This is a genomic window from Nonomuraea glycinis, from assembly GCF_014646515.1.
GTDB lineage: Bacteria > Actinomycetota > Actinomycetes > Streptosporangiales > Streptosporangiaceae > Nonomuraea > Nonomuraea glycinis.
This window is the reverse complement of record NZ_BMNK01000003.1, coordinates 276,077-293,682: the sequence shown is the minus strand read 5'-3', so window position 1 is coordinate 293,682 and position 17,606 is coordinate 276,077. Positions and strand designations below refer to the sequence as shown.

Annotated in this window: 19 protein-coding genes; 14 read left to right on the top strand and 5 right to left on the bottom strand. The window is 69.2% G+C overall.

From position 1 onward, the window contains the following. Nucleotides 1–22: 22 nt before the first annotated feature. From atpA to IEY87_RS10910, 5 genes are all read left to right on the top strand, one after another. Nucleotides 23–1,672 (top strand): F0F1 ATP synthase subunit alpha, encoded by a 1,650-nt coding sequence (gene atpA / locus IEY87_RS10930; protein WP_189138439.1) that lies wholly within the window; start codon nucleotides 23–25, stop codon nucleotides 1,670–1,672. A 3-nt stretch (nucleotides 1,673–1,675) separates the two neighbouring features. Beyond that, complete coding sequence (locus IEY87_RS10925) at nucleotides 1,676–2,578, top strand: F0F1 ATP synthase subunit gamma (protein ID WP_189138438.1); 903 nt, start codon at nucleotides 1,676–1,678, stop codon at nucleotides 2,576–2,578. 1 nt (nucleotide 2,579) lies between these two features. Then, nucleotides 2,580–4,028 (top strand): F0F1 ATP synthase subunit beta, encoded by a 1,449-nt coding sequence (atpD, locus tag IEY87_RS10920; RefSeq protein WP_189138437.1) that lies wholly within the window; start codon nucleotides 2,580–2,582, stop codon nucleotides 4,026–4,028. Nucleotides 4,029–4,096: 68 nt separating this feature from the next. Further along, nucleotides 4,097–4,498: a F0F1 ATP synthase subunit epsilon gene (locus IEY87_RS10915; RefSeq protein WP_189138436.1), complete on the top strand. Its 402-nt coding sequence runs from the start codon at nucleotides 4,097–4,099 to the stop codon at nucleotides 4,496–4,498. Between the two features lie 47 nt (nucleotides 4,499–4,545). After that, on the top strand, nucleotides 4,546–4,899 hold the full coding sequence (locus tag IEY87_RS10910) for a DUF2550 family protein (protein ID WP_229699322.1): 354 nt from the start codon (nucleotides 4,546–4,548) through the stop codon (nucleotides 4,897–4,899). A gap of 65 nt (nucleotides 4,900–4,964) precedes the next feature. On the opposite strand, the gene IEY87_RS10905 is transcribed toward IEY87_RS10910, so the two are convergent. Then, nucleotides 4,965–5,555 (bottom strand): cob(I)yrinic acid a,c-diamide adenosyltransferase, encoded by a 591-nt coding sequence (locus IEY87_RS10905; protein WP_189138434.1) that lies wholly within the window; start codon nucleotides 5,553–5,555, stop codon nucleotides 4,965–4,967. A 128-nt stretch (nucleotides 5,556–5,683) separates the two neighbouring features. On the opposite strand from IEY87_RS10905, the gene IEY87_RS10900 reads away from it, so the two are divergent. The 4 genes from IEY87_RS10900 (at nucleotide 5,684) to IEY87_RS10885 (ending at nucleotide 9,270) form a co-directional block, all read left to right on the top strand. Next, entirely contained in the window at nucleotides 5,684–6,580 is an 897-nt protein-coding gene (locus IEY87_RS10900; RefSeq protein WP_189138433.1) for an ABC transporter ATP-binding protein, read from the top strand. After that, complete coding sequence (locus IEY87_RS10895) at nucleotides 6,577–7,686, top strand: ABC transporter permease (protein ID WP_189138432.1); 1,110 nt, start codon at nucleotides 6,577–6,579, stop codon at nucleotides 7,684–7,686. The genes IEY87_RS10900 and IEY87_RS10895 overlap by 4 nt, the downstream gene beginning before the upstream one ends. 38 nt (nucleotides 7,687–7,724) lie before the next feature. Beyond that, nucleotides 7,725–8,858, top strand: a complete 1,134-nt coding sequence (locus tag IEY87_RS10890) for a sensor histidine kinase (protein WP_189138431.1) — start codon at nucleotides 7,725–7,727, stop codon at nucleotides 8,856–8,858. 94 nt (nucleotides 8,859–8,952) lie between these two features. Continuing rightward, a complete protein-coding gene (locus IEY87_RS10885) occupies nucleotides 8,953–9,270 on the top strand; it encodes an STAS domain-containing protein (protein WP_189138430.1) in 318 nt (105 codons plus the stop codon). Between the two features lie 148 nt (nucleotides 9,271–9,418). Here the strand turns inward: IEY87_RS10885 and IEY87_RS10880 are convergent, their stop codons facing one another. The 3 genes from IEY87_RS10880 to nucS form a co-directional block, all read right to left on the bottom strand. Further along, nucleotides 9,419–9,961, bottom strand: coding sequence for a TetR/AcrR family transcriptional regulator (locus IEY87_RS10880; RefSeq protein ID WP_225276925.1), 543 nt, complete (start codon nucleotides 9,959–9,961; stop codon nucleotides 9,419–9,421). Nucleotides 9,962–10,104: 143 nt separating this feature from the next. Further along, a complete protein-coding gene (locus IEY87_RS10875) occupies nucleotides 10,105–11,577 on the bottom strand; it encodes an aldehyde dehydrogenase family protein (protein WP_189138428.1) in 1,473 nt (490 codons plus the stop codon). A gap of 41 nt (nucleotides 11,578–11,618) precedes the next feature. Next, the gene (gene nucS, locus IEY87_RS10870; protein ID WP_189138427.1) at nucleotides 11,619–12,281 is read right to left on the bottom strand and encodes an endonuclease NucS; all 663 of its coding nucleotides are present in this window, start codon (nucleotides 12,279–12,281) and stop codon (nucleotides 11,619–11,621) included. 35 nt (nucleotides 12,282–12,316) lie between these two features. Here nucS and IEY87_RS10865 point away from each other — a divergent pair, with 35 nt between their 5' ends. From IEY87_RS10865 to IEY87_RS10845, 5 genes are all read left to right on the top strand, one after another. After that, complete coding sequence (locus IEY87_RS10865; protein WP_189138426.1) at nucleotides 12,317–13,765, top strand: 3-hydroxyacyl-CoA dehydrogenase; 1,449 nt, start codon at nucleotides 12,317–12,319, stop codon at nucleotides 13,763–13,765. Then, on the top strand, nucleotides 13,762–14,052 hold the full coding sequence (locus tag IEY87_RS10860; RefSeq protein WP_189138425.1) for an Rv1322 family protein: 291 nt from the start codon (nucleotides 13,762–13,764) through the stop codon (nucleotides 14,050–14,052). Before IEY87_RS10865 ends, IEY87_RS10860 begins: the two co-directional genes overlap by 4 nt. A gap of 36 nt (nucleotides 14,053–14,088) precedes the next feature. Continuing rightward, nucleotides 14,089–14,793: an alpha/beta hydrolase gene (locus tag IEY87_RS10855; RefSeq protein ID WP_189138901.1), complete on the top strand. Its 705-nt coding sequence runs from the start codon at nucleotides 14,089–14,091 to the stop codon at nucleotides 14,791–14,793. 76 nt (nucleotides 14,794–14,869) lie between these two features. Continuing rightward, nucleotides 14,870–15,628, top strand: a complete 759-nt coding sequence (locus IEY87_RS10850; RefSeq protein ID WP_189138424.1) for an SDR family NAD(P)-dependent oxidoreductase — start codon at nucleotides 14,870–14,872, stop codon at nucleotides 15,626–15,628. A gap of 50 nt (nucleotides 15,629–15,678) precedes the next feature. Then, a complete protein-coding gene (locus IEY87_RS10845; RefSeq protein ID WP_189138423.1) occupies nucleotides 15,679–16,458 on the top strand; it encodes an alpha/beta fold hydrolase in 780 nt (259 codons plus the stop codon). Here IEY87_RS10845 and IEY87_RS10840 read toward each other — a convergent pair. Continuing rightward, a complete protein-coding gene (locus tag IEY87_RS10840) occupies nucleotides 16,433–17,530 on the bottom strand; it encodes an AI-2E family transporter (protein ID WP_189138422.1) in 1,098 nt (365 codons plus the stop codon). The genes IEY87_RS10845 and IEY87_RS10840 overlap by 26 nt on opposite strands. Nucleotides 17,531–17,606: the final 76 nt, after the last annotated feature.

Sequence of the window (17,606 nt, the reverse complement as noted above, 5' to 3'; positions counted from 1 at the left end):
CGAATAGGGAGACAGAGTAGAGATGGCGGAGCTTACGATCCGGCCGGACGAGATCCGGGACGCGCTTGAGCGCTTCGTCCAGGCGTACGAACCGGAAGGCGCCGCGCGCGAGGAGATCGGGACCGTCGTCGACGCCGGCGACGGCATTGCCCATGTCTCCGGCCTTCCCTCGGCGATGGCGAACGAGCTGCTCGAGTTCGAGAACGGCACGCGCGGCCTGGCACTTAACCTCGACACCCGTGAAATCGGTGCCGTGGTCCTGGGCGAGTTCAGCGGCATCGAGGAAGGTCAGACGGTCCGCCGGACGGGCGAGGTCCTGTCCGTGCCGGTCGGCGACAACTTCCTCGGCCGCGTGGTCGACCCCCTGGGCAACCCGCTCGACGGCAAGGGCGCGATCGAGTCCGAGGGCCTTCGCGCCCTTGAGCTCCAGGCGCCCTCGGTCGTCCAGCGTCAGCCGGTGAAGCAGCCGCTGCAGACCGGCATCAAGGCGATCGACGCCATGACGCCGATCGGCCGTGGCCAGCGCCAGCTGATCATCGGTGACCGTGGCACCGGCAAGACCGCGATCGCCGTGGACACCATCCTCAACCAGCGCGAGAACTGGGCCTCGGGTGACCCCGAGAAGCAGGTGCGCTGCGTTTACGTGGCCGTCGGCCAGAAGGGTTCGACGATCGCGCAGGTGCGCTCCCGCCTCGAAGAGGCCGGCGCACTCGAATACACCACGATCGTCGCCGCCCCGGCGTCCGACCCGGCCGGCTACAAGTACATCGCCCCCTACACCGGCTCGGCCATCGGCCAGCACTGGATGTACCAGGGCAAGCACGTTCTGATCATTTTCGACGACCTCACCAAGCAGGCCGACGCCTACCGCGCCGTCTCGCTGCTGCTTCGCCGCCCGCCGGGCCGCGAGGCGTTCCCCGGTGACGTCTTCTACCTCCACTCCCGGCTGCTGGAGCGCTGCGCCAAGCTCTCCGACGACCTGGGCGGCGGCTCGATGACCGGTCTGCCGATCATCGAGACGAAGGGCAACGACGTCTCGGCGTTCATCCCGACCAACGTCATCTCCATCACCGACGGCCAGTGCTTCCTGGAGACCGACTACTTCAACGCCGGCATCCGGCCTGCGATCAACGTCGGTATCTCGGTCTCCCGAGTCGGCGGCTCCGCGCAGTCCAAGGCGATGCGGAAGGTCGCGGGCACGCTGCGGCTGTCGCTGTCGCAGTATCGCGACCTGGAAGCCTTCGCGGCCTTCGCGTCCGACCTGGACGCGGCCTCCCGCGCCCAGCTCGACCGCGGCCAGCGCCTGACCGAGCTGCTCATCCAGCCCCAGTACTCCCCGTTCCCGACCGAGCACCAGGTCGTGTCGGTCTGGGCGGGCACCACGGGCGAGCTCGACGAGGTTCCGGTGGAGGACATCCGGCGCTTCGAGAGTGAGTTCCTGGAGTTCATCCAGAGCTCGCACAAGGGCATCTTCGACGGCATCCGCGAGAGCGGGCAGCTGGGCGACGACACGGTGACCGTGCTCAAGGACGCCATCACGGAGTTCAAGAAGGGCTTCACCACCTCCTCCGGCGAACTGCTGGTGAAGGACGAGCCTGTGGCTCCTCTGGCGGCCGAAGAGGTCGGCCAGGAGAAGATCCGCAAGGTCGTTCGCTCGGCGGAGAAGAAGTAGCCGATGGGTGCCCAGCTAAGGCTGCTGCGGCGGCGGATCAAGTCGGTCAAGTCGACCGCCAAGATCACGCGCGCCCAGGAGCTCATCGCCTCTTCGCGGATCGTGAAGGCGCAGATGCGGATGCAGGCGGCGTTGCCGTACGAGCGTGAGATCATTCGCGCCGTCACGGGCGTCGTCAGCAACGCCGCGAGCGTCGATCATCCGCTGACCGTGGCGAAGGACAACCCCGCCAAGGCGGGCGTCCTCATCGTCACCAGCGACAGCGGCTTCTGCGGTGGCTTCAACGCCAACGTGCTGCGCGAGGCCGAGGCCCTGCGCGGGCTGCTGGCGGGCCGCGGCATGGACGTGGTGCCGTTCGTCACCGGCCGGAAGGGTGTCACCTGGCACAGCTTCCGCAGCCGGGAGATGGGCGGCCAGTGGGTCGGCTTCTCCAGGGCTCCGGCCTACAAGGACGCCAAGGAGATCGCCGAGACGCTGATCGAGTCCTTCAAGGACGAGAACGGCATCGACGAGATCCACATCGTCTCGACCGAGTTCGTCTCGATGCTCACGCAGAATGTCGTGGTCAAGCGCATTCTGCCGCTGGAGGTCGAGGAGACCGAGGCGACCGAGACCGAGACGATCCCTCCGTACTTCGAGTTCGAGCCGACCGCGGCCGACGTGCTGGAGTCGCTGCTGCCGCGCTACGTGGAGTCCCGCATCTTCACGGCGCTGCTGGAGTCCGCGGCTTCGGAGGAGGCGGCGCGCCGCCGGGCGATGAAGTCCGCCACGGACAACGCCAACGAGCTGATCCGCGTGTTCACCATGCAGATGAACCAGGCTCGCCAGGCAGAGATCACCCAGGAAATCAGCGAGATCGTCGGTGGCGCCAACGCGCTCGCTGACGCCGCAGCGGGGAAAGAGTGAAATGACTGCAGAGGCTGTTGAGACTGTTGAGACCCCCGTGGCCGGTGTCGGCCGCGTGGCTCGCGTCACAGGGCCCGTCATCGACGTGGAGTTCCCCGTCGAGGCGATGCCCGCGATCTACAACGCGCTGACCCTCGAGGTGACCCTCGGTGGCGAGGCCAAGACCCTGACCGCGGAGGTGGCCCAGCACCTGGGTGACAACCTCGTCCGGGCCATCTCCATGCAGCCCACCGACGGTGTCGTCCGTGGGATGGCCGTCGCCGACACGGGGGCGCCGATCTCGGTGCCCGTCGGCGACGTCGTCAAGGGCCACGTGTGGAACACGCTCGGCGAGTCGCTGGACGTGCCGACCGCCACGCTCAAGATCACCGAGAAGTGGGGCATCCACCGGCCGTCGCCGCCGTTCGACCAGCTCGAGTCGCGCACCGAGATGCTCGTCACGGGCATCAAGGTCATCGACCTGCTCACCCCGTACGTCCTGGGTGGCAAGATCGGCCTGTTCGGCGGCGCGGGTGTGGGCAAGACCGTCCTCATCCAGGAGATGATCCGCCGGGTCGCCCGCAACTTCGGTGGCACCTCGGTGTTCGCCGGGGTGGGCGAGCGCACCCGTGAGGGCAACGACCTCTGGCTGGAGATGGAGGAGGCGGACGTCCTCAAGGACACCGCGCTCGTCTTCGGTCAGATGGACGAGCCCCCGGGCACCCGTCTGCGGGTCGCGCTGTCGGCTCTGACGATGGCGGAATACTTCCGCGACGTGCAGAAGCAGGACGTGCTGCTCTTCATCGACAACATCTTCCGCTTCACGCAGGCCGGTTCGGAGGTCTCCACGCTGCTGGGCCGCATGCCCTCGGCCGTGGGTTACCAGCCGACGCTGGCCGACGAGATGGGTGTTCTCCAGGAGCGCATCACCTCGACGCGTGGTCACTCGATCACCTCCATGCAGGCGATCTACGTGCCCGCCGACGACATCACCGACCCGGCTCCGCACAACGCGTTCGCGCACCTCGACGCGCAGACCGTGCTCTCGCGGCCGGTCTCGGAGAAGGGCATCTACCCCGCGGTGGACCCGCTCGACTCCTCCTCCCGGATCCTCGACCCGACGATCGTCGGCGAGGAGCACTACCGGGTGGCCCAGGAGACCAAGCGGATCCTGCAGAAGTACCGCGAGCTCCAGGACATCATCGCGATCCTCGGTATCGACGAGCTGTCCGAAGAGGACAAGGTCACGGTGCAGCGGGCCCGTCGCATCGAGCGGTTCCTGTCGCACCCGATGTACGCCGCCGAGGCGTTCACCGGTCAGCCTGGCGAGAACGTGCCGCTGGACGAGACCATCGCCTCCTTCAAGGGCCTCTGCGCGGGTGAGTACGACCACCTGCCTGAGCAGGCGTTCTTCATGGTCGGTGGCATCGAGCAGGCCGTGGCCAAGGCCAAGGAACTCGAGCGCCGCTAAGTCGCCCCACACGGTGGTGGCACGGTTCGCAGCCGAGCCACCACCTGATCGGAAAGGAACCTACACAAGTGGCGAAGCTACGCGTAGGGGTTGTCTCACCCGAGCGTGAGATCTGGTCGGGCGAGGCCGACATGGTGATTGCCAAGACCGTGGACGGCGAGATCGGTATTATGCCGCAACACGCACCTGTGCTCGGTGTTCTCGTTGAGGGCGGCGTGCTGCGTGTGAAGCGGGAGGGCGAGGGTGACCTCGTCGCCGCAGTGCACGGCGGTTTCATCTCCGTGGCCGAGAACGAGGTGTCGGTGCTGGCCGAGGTGGCCGAGCTCGGTTCCGAGGTCGACGTCGCGGCTGCTCGTGACGCTCTCGACCGGGCTCAGGCCTCGATCGAGGCCAACCAGGAGGACGCGGACGCGTCCATCGAGGCCAAGCGGGCGAGGGCCCGGCTGCGTGCGGCGGGCGAAGAGGTCTGATCATCGCGAGTCTAGGGGGCGGCATGGTAGCGACGATAGTGATATGTGTGCTGCTTGCCGCCGCCCTGCTGGTCGCGCGCCATCTCCTGCTGGCCCGTCGTGGCAGCGTCCCCTGTCGCATCCGGGTGGGTGACGGCGCCTGGCGCAGTGGCATAGCCCGCTACGCCGACGGGGAGCTTCACTGGACCCCGGTTCTGGGAGTGCGACTTCGGCCGCGCCACGCTATCGCGAGGCGCGGCCTTGTCGTTTCCCGGCGTCGTGAGCTCGACGGTGGACTGGTCGCGATCGACTGCTCGGGCTCGACGCGCGATCTGTCGCTGGCGATGAGCGACGACGCGCTGACCGGCTTCCTCGCCTGGCTGGAGTCCGCACCCCCCAGCGCCTATCTGGACGTCGCCTAGCGCCGTCCGGGCATCACCCAGCGCCTATCTGGACGTCGCCTGCGCCGGCTGGGCGTCGCTGGTGCCTATCTGGTCCCGCCCGGCTTCCACAGGATCTCGCTGCCGGCGTGCGCGACCCGGCACAGGATGAACAGCAGGTCTGACAGGCGGTTGAGGTATCTCGCCGTCAGCGGGTTCATGTCCTCGTGCGTCTGCAGCGCGGCCCAGGTGGTCCGCTCGGCCCGGCGGACGGTCACCCTGGCCAGATGGAGGGCCGCGGTGGCGGGGTCGCCGCCCGGCAGGATGAAGCTGCGCAGCGGCTTCAAGTCCTCGTTGAAGCGGTCGCACTGCTCTTCGAGCCAGTCGACGTAGGACTGCTCGACCCGCAGCGGCGGGAACTCCGGGTTCTCGGCGATCGGGGTGGCGAGGTCGGCGCCCAGGTCGAAGAGCTCGTTCTGGACCCGTACGAGAACCGCCACGAGGTCGGCGGACAGGGTGCCGTGTGACATCGCGAGGCCCAGGTGGGCGTTGGCCTCCTCCACATCCGCGTACGCCGCCAGCCGGGAATCGGTCTTCGACGTGCGGCTCAGGTCGCTCAGCGTCGTCGTGCCGTCGTCGCCCGTACGGGTGTAGATCCGGGAGAGAACGACAGGTTTGTCCTTGTCTGCGCGCGTCATGAGTTCAGCGTAATGACAAATGTCATCCAGAACGGACGCGCAGCGCATCCCCGGCCGCTGATTTCCGCGACTACCAGGGCGAATGCCACGTACGGCACCATCTATCCCATGACAGAGGAGAAGATCTGATGCTCGAGATCAGCGAACTGCGCAAGCGCTTCGCCGGAGGCCCCGACTCGCCGGAAGGCAAGCTCGCCCTCGATGGGATCAGCTTCGCCGTACGGCCGGGCGAGATGTTCGGATTCGTCGGCGCGAACGGGGCCGGCAAGACGACGACCATGCGGATCGTCATGGGTGTGCTCAAGGCCGACTCCGGCTCGGTGAGCTGGCAGGGCAGGCCGCTGACGTACACCGACCGGCAGAAGTTCGGCTACATGCCCGAAGAGCGCGGGCTCTACCAGAAGATGCGGGCGGGCGAGCAGATCGAGTACTTCGGCCGGCTGCACGGGCTGAGCCAGAGCGCGGCCAAGCAGGCCGCCGACGATCTGCTGCAGCGGCTCGGGCTCACCGAGCGCAGGAACAGTTCGGTGGAGTCGCTCTCCCTGGGCAACCAGCAGCGCGTCCAGCTCGCGGTGGCACTGGTGCACGAGCCCGAGGTGCTCATCCTCGACGAGCCGTTCTCCGGGCTCGACCCGATCGCGGTGGACGCGCTGGCCACGGTGCTGCAGGAGCGCTGCCGCGGCGGTGTGCCGGTGATCTTCTCCAGTCACCAGCTCGAACTGGTCGAGCGGCTGTGCGACTCGGTGGGCATCGTCTCGGCGGGCCGGATGGTGGCCAGCGGCACGGTCGAGGACCTGCGCGCCGCCGAGAGCCGCACGCTGCGGGTCGTGGTCCGCGAGGCGCTCCCCGGCTGGGCCGACGGCCTGCCTGGTGAGGTGAGCGTCACCGGCGACCGGCACGTGCTGCTCACCACGCACGGCGACGACCAGGAGATCCTGCGCCGCGCCGTGAAGGCCGGCCGGGTCGAGCATTTCGGCGTTCAGCAGCCGTCCCTTACCGAGATCTTCAAGGAGGCCGTGGCGTGAACGGGTTGATGCTCGTCGCCAGGCGTGAGATAAGCACGCAGATTCGTACGAAGGCGTTCCTGATCAGCTTGGCGATCACCGCCGTGCTGGTGGGGGCGCTGGCGTTCGCGCCGAAGTTCTTCGACGGGCCCGACGAATACACGCTGGGCACCGTGAACTCCCAGCAGCTTCCGCTGGAGGCGGCGGCGCCGGACGCGAAGTTCGAGTGGCGCTCCTTCCCGGACGAGCAGGCGGCCACCAAGGCGGTGCTCGACGGTGACGTCGAGGCGGTGCTCGTCGACGGCACCAAGGTGATCACCGACGGCGAGATCGACTCCCAGTTGGGCGTGCTCATGCAGAGCATTCACCGGGAGACGAAGCTGGGCGCGGCGGGGGTGCGGGTCGAGCCGCTGCAGATGGAGTCCGTGGGCGCTGACACCCGCTACGAGGCCGCGCGGACCGGCATCGCGGTGGTCCTCGTCCTGGTGCTGTTCATGCTCATCATCGGGCAGGTCATGATGGTGGCGATGGGCGTGGTCGAGGAGAAGGGCAGCCGGATCGTGGAGATCCTGCTGAGCGCGGTCCGGCCGTGGCAGCTGCTGGGCGGAAAGATCATCGGTCTCGGGGTGCTCGGCCTGATCAACCTGGCCACGATCCTCGTGGTCGGGCTCGGGGCCTCGTTCGCCTCCGGGTTCGCCGCCGACTTCCCGCCGGGCATGGTCGGCATCGTGGCGGGTGTCCTGCTCTGGTTCATCCTCGGATATGCCTTCTTCGCCACGCTGGCGGCCGCGCTCAGCTCGCTGGTCTCCCGGCAGGAGGAGGTCGGCAACGTGATGTCGCCGCTGACCATGCTCATCATGGCGTCCTACTTCGTGGCCTTCTATGCCACCAACGACCCCACCGGCACGGTCGCCACCATCGTCTCCTTCATCCCGCCGTTCTCCTCGATGGTGATGCCGGTGCGGATGGCGGCCACCGAGGTGCCGATGTGGCAGGTCGGGATCTCCGTCGGGCTGATGGCGCTGGCCGTGGCGGGCACGCTCGCCTTCGGCGCGAAGGTGTACGAGCGCGCCGTGCTGCGCACCGGTGCCCGGGTCAAGCTCGGCGAAGTGCTGCGCGCCAGGTAATGGATCCGATCGAACGGGCACGGCAGCACAGCCTCCGCATGCTGAGCATGATCGTCGTGATGATGTGGCTGTTCATCGTCATCCGACTGCTCCTCCGCTCCATCAACGGAGAGGACCTGAACTGGCTGCGTGTCGTGCCCGCTCTGCTCATGTCCGCCGGCTTCACCTGGCTCTATCGGCGCATCGTGGTCGCCGTGCTGGTGAGCCGGTACGCCACCAGAGAGGTCGTGGCGGCGGGCGCGCTGGCGTTGGCCGCCGCCGTGGTCGGTGGCGGCGACCCGATGAGCTGGGGCATGGTGCTCGTCACCTGGCTGTCGGTGGCGGTGCTCGGCGTGCCGGCGGTGACCGCCACGGTCCTTTCGGCCGGCGTGTTCGCGGTCGGGGTCGGGGTGAGCTTCGGCAACTACCTCATCGAGCCGTCCACCGTGCTCGTCGGCGAGCACGGCCCTGGCCGCGTCCTGCTCTACGTCACCGTTCTCTACGGCGTCTTCTGTGCCTGCTTCCCGCCGACCAACCGGGTCTGGATCTGGATCTGGCAGCTCGCGGTCCAGGCGCAGGAGGGCAAACAGGCGCACGCCCGGCTGGCGGTCGCCGAGGAGCGGCTGCGCTTCTCCAGGGATCTGCACGACCTCGTCGGGCACCAACTGTCCGCCATCGCGGTCAAGGCCGCGCTGGCGGTCAAGCTGACGGACGGTGACGCCGCCGCCGCCGGCGCGGAGATGTCCGAGGTCAACACGCTGACCAGGCAGGCGCTGCGGGAGCTGCGCCAGGCCGTGCGCGGCTACCGCGAGCTTGACTTGAACGCTGAGCTGAATAGCGTTAAAGGCGTCCTCGAAGCGGCGGGCGTCCGATGCGAAACGCGTCTGCCCTTCGGCGAGCTTCCCGAAGGCGTGTCGCCGGTGTTCGCCTACGTCATCCGGGAGGCGGTGACCAACGTGCTCAAGCACAGCGCGGCCACCCAGTGCGACATCCTCGTGCGCTTCACCGATGAGGAGGCCGAGATCAGGGTGCGCAATGACGGGGTCGATCGTTGGCGCGGCGAGGATCTGGGCAGCGGCCTGGCCGGCCTGGCCGAACGGGTGGCGGACGTCGGCGGCGAGTTCACGGCCGGCCCGACGGGTGACGGAGAGTTTCTTCTCCGCGCGGTCGTGTCGCTGCCGATAGCTGGGTAGGGGGTAACTGCCGGGATTTTACCTCGGCTGATGCTCTGCGCGAGAGAGAGCGACCACGCCGCGTGCGACAGCGCGGCGTGACTGAGGAGGTGGCATGCGCGTCCGGGGCAATCCAAGAGCACAGGTGGTGCGGATCGGGGAGCGACTCGACGCGGGCACGTCGGCGGGCGTGCGGTCGCGCCTGCACGAAGCCGTCCAGGCCGGCGAAGGGGACCTGATCGTCGACCTCTCCAAGCTGGAGATGATCGACGCCACCGGACTTGGAGTGCTGGTGGGCACGCATCGGCTCGCGCTCAGCGCGCAACGCCGCCTCGTCCTTCGGGGGGTGCCACCGCGGATCATGCGGGTGCTGGCGGTGACCCGGCTGAATCGGGTTCTTTCCGTCGAGGCACAGCAGGCGGCGGTGGCCTGACACGACGCCGTACGCGGCGACATATCGGAGCGGGCAGCGATCAGCCGCTGCCCGCTCTCACTGTTTCCGGTAAGGCGCCTTTCGGGTGCACCGGAATATAGAATCCGGCCCGAAATAAGACCGCTACTCGCGGACTGTGATCAAGGTGTCACGGTTTTCCCAGTGATCTGCCGAAGATGTGCACCGCGACGTCCACGAGTTCGTCGATGGTCGGCGGATCGGCCGCGAGCAGCCATTCAATGAGCAACTCCTGCAGTGCGCCAATTACCCCCAGGGCGACCAGGCGCCGATTGCCCATGGCGGGCTCGGGAAAATCCTTGGACGCCTCCTCGACCAGCCGGGCGAAGGAAGCGACCGCGCGTTGCCGCGAGGCCGCCAGGATGTCGCCCGATCTGCGTACTTCCAGGTGCATGATGCGCGCCCTGCGCCAGTCGGCGGTCGTGAACTCGATATAGGCGCGAATGCCCGCGCTGACCCTGTCGTCCAGGGTGGCGCGCGCCTCCTGTAACGCCGTGGCCACCGCGGCCAGGCTGTCCTCCACGCACCGCTCGTGGAGGGCTTGCAGGAGCTCCTCACGGCCACCGAAACATTCATAGAAGGCGCGGTTGGAGATCCGCGCCTCAGAGCACAACCTTTCGATCGTTGTGGCTTCGAAACCTGGTTTCGCGTATAGCGTGTAGGCGGCTGTCATCAGCCGCTCTCGTCTGTCCGCCAGCCTTTGCTCAGCCGACATTCCCCGGTAAGACCGGTTCACATTCCACCCGTCCAACATGATCGTGGCCCCCGAGCACACAATTATGGATGGATGATCGGAATAGGGAAAGGGCGCATACATTACCTCTTGCGTCGCCCATGCAAGAACGTGACGAGTTTGATCAGCCGCTCAAGCTCTTCGGGGCCCCGGGTGAACGAGGTCAGGTTCATCCCCGGCAATGCGAAGCGCTGGCGGGAGATGGCCTTGGGCCGGGTGAATTCGCGCAGGCCGTCCGCGCCGTGGATGCGCCCGAACCCGGAGTCGCCCACGCCGCCGAACGGCAGCGCCGGCACCCCGGCGAAGGAGATGACCGAGTTGACGGCGGTCATCCCGGACCGCATCGCACGGGCCAGCTCCATCGCCCGCCGCGCGTCGCGGGCGAAGACCGTGCCCGCCAGCCCGTAGGCCGAGGCGTTGGCCAGCTCCAGCGCCTCCTGGGCGTCGCGGGTGCGGCGTACGGTGATCGTCGGCCCGAACGTCTCCTCGCGCACCGAGGGGGAGTCCTCCGGCACGTCCTCCACGATCACCGGGTCGACGAAGGGCGCCCGCACCGAGTCGGTCCCGCCCATGATCGCCTTGCCCGAGGCGGTGGCGTCGTCGATGTGCCGCCTGATGATGTCGAGCTGCCCCGGCATGGTGATCGGCCCGTAGTGCTCCCCGGCCCTGATGGACGCCGCCCGCTCCGACAGCTCGCGCATGAACGGCGCGTAGACCGCGTCGACCACGTACACCCGCTCGACGCCCACGCAGGTCTGCCCGGCGTTGGACAGCGCGCCCCACAGGCACGCGTCGGCGGCGGCCTTCAGGTCGGCGTCGGCGTCGACGATGAACGCGTCCTTGCCGCCGCACTCGGCCACCATCGGCGTCAGGTTCTCCGCGCAGGCGGCCATCACCCGCTTGGCGGTCGCCGTGGAGCCGGTGAAGGCGATCTTCTTGACCCGGGGGTCGCGGGCGAGGAAGGCGCCGGTCTCGCCGAGCCCGGTCACCGTCTGGAAGACCGGGTGCTCCGGCACCGACTCGGTGAACAACTCCGCCAGGCGCACCCCGATGCCCGGCGTGAGCTCGCTCGGCTTGAACACCACGGCGTTGCCGGCCGCGAGCGCGTACGCGATCGACCCCATCGGGGTGAAGACCGGATAGTTCCACGGCCCGATCACGCCGACGACCCCCAGCGGGAGATACTCCAGCGTGGCCGCCAGATTGACGCCCAGCATCCCGGAGGAGACCCGGCGGCGCCCGAGGACCTTCGGCGCGTTGCGCGCCGCCCAGTCGAGGTGCGTGATCGCCAGGACGAGCTCCAGCGAGGCGTCGGCGACCGGCTTGCCGGTCTCCTGGTGCACGAGCTCGGCCAGCTCGCGCAGATGGCGGGTGACGACCGCCTTGTAGTCGAGCAGCCGCCGCCTGCGCCCGGCGTGGCCGAGCCGGTCCCACCACGCCGCGGCCGTCTCGGCCCTGCCGACGGCCTCGTGCACGGCCTGCGCGCTCTGCTTGGGATGGCTGCCGATGACCTGACCGGTCGCCGGATTCAGGGACTCGAAGGTGAGCGTCGTCATGGCGTCACGATAGACCGGTAAGCCGCCGCTTACGAGAGCGGTCAGAACAGGGTCGGATTCTCCGGCTCGATGCCGCGCATGGCGGCGTAGTCGAGGGTGACGCAGTCGATGCCGCGGTCGGCGGCGAGCACCTTGGCCTGCGGCTTGATCTCCTGCGCGGCGAACACGCCGCGGACGGGCGCCAGCAGCGGATCGCGGTTGAGCAGCTCCAGATAGCGGGTCAGCTGCTCGACGCCGTCGATCTCGCCGCGTCGCTTGATCTCCACCGCCACCGTGCCGCCGCCCCCGTCGCGGCACAGGATGTCCACCGGGCCGATGGCCGTCATGTACTCGCGGCGGATCAGGGAGTAGCCGTCGCCCAGCGTCGTGATGTGCTCGGCGAGCAGCTCCTGCAGGTGCGCCTCGACGCCGTCCTTGATCAGGCCCGGGTCGACGCCCAGCTCGTGGCTGGAGTCGTGCAGGATCTCCGCCATCGTCAGGACCAGCTTCTCACCCGTCTTGCCGTGCGTGACGGTCCACGTCTCGCCGTCCTCCTTGAGCTTGCACGGCGGGTTCATCCAGTTGAGCGGCTTGAAGGCGCGATCGTCGGCATGGATCGACACACTGCCGTCCGCCTTGATGAGCACGAGCCTGGGCGCCATCGGCAGATGCGCCGTGAGCCGTCCGATGTAATCCACGCTGCAACGCGCGATGACCAGCCGCATGACGGCCAACCCTACCGCTCTGGGAAACTATCGGTATGGCGTTCGAAATGGTGGCTGTGGTCGGGCTCGGCACGATGGGGGCCGGCATCGCGGAGGTGTTCGCGCGGGCCGGGCTGCGGGTGATCGGCGTGGAGGCGGACGCCGACGCGCTGGCCACCGGGCGCGGCCATGTGGAGAGATCCACGCAGCGGGCGGTCGACAGAGGCAGGCTGAGCGGCGGCGAGCGCGACGCGATCCTGGGCCGGATCACGCTCACCACCTCGCGGGAGGACCTGCGCGAGGCCGACCTGGTGGTGGAGGCGATCCCCGAGGTCCTCGACTACAAGCGCTCGCTCTTCGCCGACCTGGACCGGATCTGCAAGCCGGAGACCGTGCTCGCCACCAACACCTCCTCGCTGCCCGTCACCGCCATCGCCGCCGCCACCGGGCGGCAGGGCCGCGTGATCGGCATGCACTTCTTCAACCCCGCGCCGGTGATGGGCCTGGTCGAGGTCGTCAGCACGGTGCTGACCGATCCCGCGCTGGTGCCGGAGATCTCCGAGCTGGCCAGGCGGCTGGGCAAGACGCCGGTGGCGGTCGGCGACCGGGCCGGATTCGTGGTGAACCGGCTGCTGCTGCCCTACCTCAACCAGGCCGCCGTGCTCCTGGAGCAGGGCCTGGCCAGGCGGGACGACATCGACGCGGCGATGCGGCTCGGCGTGGGGCTGCCCATGGGACCGTTCGCGCTGCTCGACCTGATCGGCCTCGACACCGCCTACGAGGTGATGGGAGTGCTGTTCGACGAGACGCGGGACCGCCGGCACGCGCCCGCGCCGCTGCTGCGCGAGCTGGTCTCCGCCCGGCTGCTCGGCCGTAAGAGCGGCCGGGGCTTCCACGGTGACGAACCCCGCCCGCGCGAACCGGACAGATCCACGGTCATCACGTTCGAGATGGCCGGGGAGGGGGCCGACGAGCTGACCGAGCGGCTCCGTACGGCCGGATTCAAGCCCTCAGCCGACCCGGACGTGATCCTGCGGCCGGCCGACCGGCCGGTCATCGAGCACGCCGTACGACTCCAGGACCCCGCCAGGCTGGTCGGCGTCCGGGTCGTCGGCAACCGGGTCGCCGAGCTCGCCGCCACGGTGCTCACCTCGCAGGCGGCGGCCAGGGCGGCCAGGGACCTGATGACGGTGATCGGGCTGACGCCGGTGGCGTGCCGGGACCGGGCCGGCTTCGTGACCGACGCGCTGCTCTACCCCTATCTGAACGACGCCGTGCGCATGTACGACACGGGCTACGCCTCCATCGGCGACATCGACGCCGCCATGCGGCTGGGCTGCGGCTACCCGGCCGGGCCGTTCGAGACGCTGGAGTCCATCGGTCTCGCGGTGGTGCGCGACGGGCTCCGGGCCCTGTACGCCGAATACCGCGAGCCGGCCTACGCGCCGGCGCCCCTGCTCGACCAGCTGGTCACCGCCGGCGTCCACGTGTTCCCCAGGGCATGAGCCCGCGCCGCGCCCGCCGCCGGGAGCCCACCCGCCCGCTGGGCGTGCCGCGCGGCAACGAACGGGTGGAGGAGTGGCCCGACGGCGACTGGAAGGTCCGTATGCTCACCGGCGGGACCTCCACCAAGGACTACCGCTGTCCGGGCTGTGACCAGGAGATCCGCGGCGGCCAGCCGCACCTGGTCGCCTGGCCGGACTGGACGGGCGGCGACGAGGAGCGCCGCCACTGGCATCCGGTGTGCTGGCGCAAGAGACTGGACCGCGGCCCCGGCCGCAGCCGCTACTGACAGGTACGTAAGCCCCAACCCCCGATGAGGAGCGACGTGGAGATCCGCGCGGCGAGCGTGCTGCCCGCCCGGCGAGAGCCGATCGAACTGCACACCGGCGATGGTCTGAAGCTGGTCGGCGAGCTGGCCCTGCCCGAGCAGCGCCCCCCGGTGGCGACGCTGGTGACCCTGCACCCGCTGCCCACCCATGGCGGCTTCATGGACAGCCATGTCTACCGGAAGGCGGCCAACCGGCTGCCCGCCCTGGCCGACCTGGCGGTGCTCCGGTTCAACACGCGCGGCACCTCCTCCGACCGCGGCACCTCGCAGGGCGCGTTCGACGGAGGCGAGGGCGAGCGCTTCGACGTGGCCGCGGCGCTGGAGTACGCCGAGTTCAACGACCTGCCCCGGGTGTGGGTGATCGGCTGGTCCTTCGGCAGCGAGCTGGCGCTCAAGTGGGCGCAGGATCCGCTGGTGGAGGGCGCCATTCTGCTCTCTCCGCCGCTGCACAGGGCGACGGACGCCGACCTGGACGCCTGGGCGGCGTTCGGTCGCCCGCTGATCGCGCTGGTGCCGGAGTTCGACGACTACCTGCGCCCCGAGGAGGCCCGGCGCCGCTTCGCCCGGGTGCCGCAGGCGGAGGTCGTCGGCGTGGACGGCGCCAAGCACCTGTGGGTCGGCGAGCCGTTCGTGCGGATCGTGCTGAACGAGATCGTGCGCCGCGTCGCTCCCGACTCCTACCCGCTGCCGACCGAGATCTGATCAGGGTGGCGGCAGGCGCCCCGGTGCTCATAGAATCTTGTTCGGTTACGAGCGAGGAGGCACCCGAGGAGACACCGTGGGCGCGTTCACACTCGAGGGCAAGAAGGCTCTGGTCACCGGGGCCTCCAAGGGGATCGGGAAGGCCATCGCGCTCGCCTACGCCGAGGCGGGCGCGGACGTCGCCCTGGTGTCCCGCTCGGCCGAGGCGCTCGCCGAGGTCGCCAAGGAGGTCGAGGCGCTCGGCAGGCAGGCCGTGGTCATCCCCGCCGACCTCACCGACCGCGACGCCGCGAGCGCGGCCGTGCACGCGTCGATCGAACGGCTCGGCCACCTCGACATCGTGGTGAACAACGCCGGCGGCTCGAACTTCCTCGTCGAGTTCAAGGATCTGCGCCTGGCCGGCTGGGACAAGATCATGCGGCTCAACCTCGACTCGGCCATGGCGGTCTGCCACGCCGTGGCGCCGCACCTGCTGGAGCGCGGCAGCGGGTCAGTGATCAACGTCGCCTCCGTCGCCGCCCTGGGCGCCCCCTTTCTCGCCCCGTACGCCGCCGCCAAGGCAGGGGTGGTGGCCCTGACCAAGACGCTGGCGGTCGAGTGGGCCCTGTCCGGGGTCCGGGTCAACGCCCTGTGCCCCGGCTGGACCGCCACCGAGCTCAACCGCAACCTGTGGGCGGACGAGGCGAGCAACCAGGCCACGGTGGCGAACGTGCCGATGCGCCGCTGGGGCACCGTGGCGGAGATGGCGCAGCCCGCGGTCTTCCTGGCCGGTGACGCGTCGGCCTACATGACGGGCCAGGTCCTGTTCATCGACGGCGGAGCCACCGCCATCTGATTCGCGACAGAAGCGGTGATTGTCACGGCTAACAGGGCTACCGTGTGGTGGTGCAGCTCTATACGAGATCAGCCGGGACCGGGCTCCCGGTCGTCCTGCTACACGCGTTCCCGCTCTCCTCTGCCATGTGGCTGGCGCAGCGGGAAGGGCTGGCCGCCTCCTGCCGGGTGATCACCCCGGACCTGCGCGGCTTCGGCGGATCGACGCTGGGGGACGACGAGCCGTCCGTCGAGTTGATGGCCGACGACGTCGCCAGGGTGCTCGACGCGGAGGGCATCGACCGCGCCGTGGTCGGGGGCTTGTCCATGGGCGGCTATGTGACGATGGCGTTCTGCCGCCGCCATCCGGACCGGGTGCTGGGCGTGATCCTGGCCAGCACGAAGGCGAGCCCCGACGCCGAGCCCGCGCGCGCCAACCGCGAGCGCATCGCCCAGGCGGTGCTGGCCGACGACCGGGAGGTGCTCGTCAAGGAGGTGCTGCCCGCGCTGATCGGGCCCACCACCAAGCAGCGCAGGGCCATGGTGTTCGGCCGGGTCAAGGGGCTGGTGCAGTCGGCGCCGCCCAAGGCGGTGGCCTGGGCGCAGCGGGCCATGGCGGCGCGTCCGGACTCCTTCGGCACGCTGGGCGCGCTGAAGGCGCCCGCGCTGGTGCTGGCGGGGGAGGAGGACGAGCTGACGCCCCCGGCGGACGCGGAGGCGATGGCCAGGACGATGCCCGGCGGCAGGGTGGAGATCATCGCGCAGGCCGGTCACCTGACCGCCGTTGAGCAGCCCGAGGCGTTCAACACGGCCGTGGCGCGTTTCCTCAGCGCTGAGCTTGGCGCGGTATGACGATCTCCCGGATGATCAGCGCGATGGCGGCGGCCACCGGGATGGCCAGCAGCGCGCCCACGATGCCGAGCAGCGCGCCGCCGAACAGGGCGGCGATGACCGTCACGGCCGGGGTCACGTCCACCGAGCGCTTCATCACCCGCGGGTAGATTAGATAGTTCTCCACCTGCTGGTAGATCACGAAGAAGATGGCGCAGGCGATGCCCGCGGGCAGTGAGCCGAGCAGCGCGACGCCGGTCACCACCGCCGCCCCGATCGTGGCGCCCACCAGCGGGATCAGGTCCGTCAGCGCGACGATGAGGGCCAGCGCGAGCGCGTACTGCACGCCCACGATCGACAGGAAGATCCAGGTGACCACGCCCGCGATCAGGGAGATGAAGATGTTGCCCGCGACGTAGCCGCCGATGCCCTTGAGGACCTCCTCGGTGATCGCCCCGGTGCGCTCACGGCGGCTGGAGGGGACCAGCCGGAGCAGGTAGTCCTTGATCGTCTGCAGGGATCCGAGGAAGTAGAGCATGAGTACCAGCAGGGTCACCGTGGTGAACGCGCCTTCGAGCACCACCAGCCCCGCCCCCACCACGCCGGTGGCCAGCGAGGGCCCCAAGGTGCCGGTGACGAACTTCCCGAGCTGCGGCAGGAGCTGATAGTTGGCGTCCAGCTGGCGCAGCATCGGATGCCGGGACAGCTCGGTGACGTAACCCGGCACCGCGCCCACGAAGTCGCTCAGCTGCTGACTGACGGGCGGCACCACGGCCAGCCCGAACAGCACGAAGGCCACGATCACCCCGGCGAACACGATCGAGATCGCCCACTGCCTGCTCAGCCGCCGCCGCTGCAGCGCCTCCACGGCCGGATTCAGCCCGACCGCGAGGAACATCGCCACCACCACCAGGATGATCACGTTCAGCAGGCTGACGACCATCTGCGCCAGCCCGATCGCGGTCAGCACCCCGAGGCCGCCGACCAGGCCGAACAGGAACGGGCCCTGACTCAGGGGCTTGCCGGGCAGCCCGTAGGGCCGCGTCGGCGGGCTGTGGACCTCGGCCGGGGCCGACTTGACTTCTGCGGACACAGCGAGCTCTCCTGCAGGTCAGGGGGATCGGGGGATGCGGCCTACTGATCGCCGCGCAACGGAAAGAGCCTAGCGA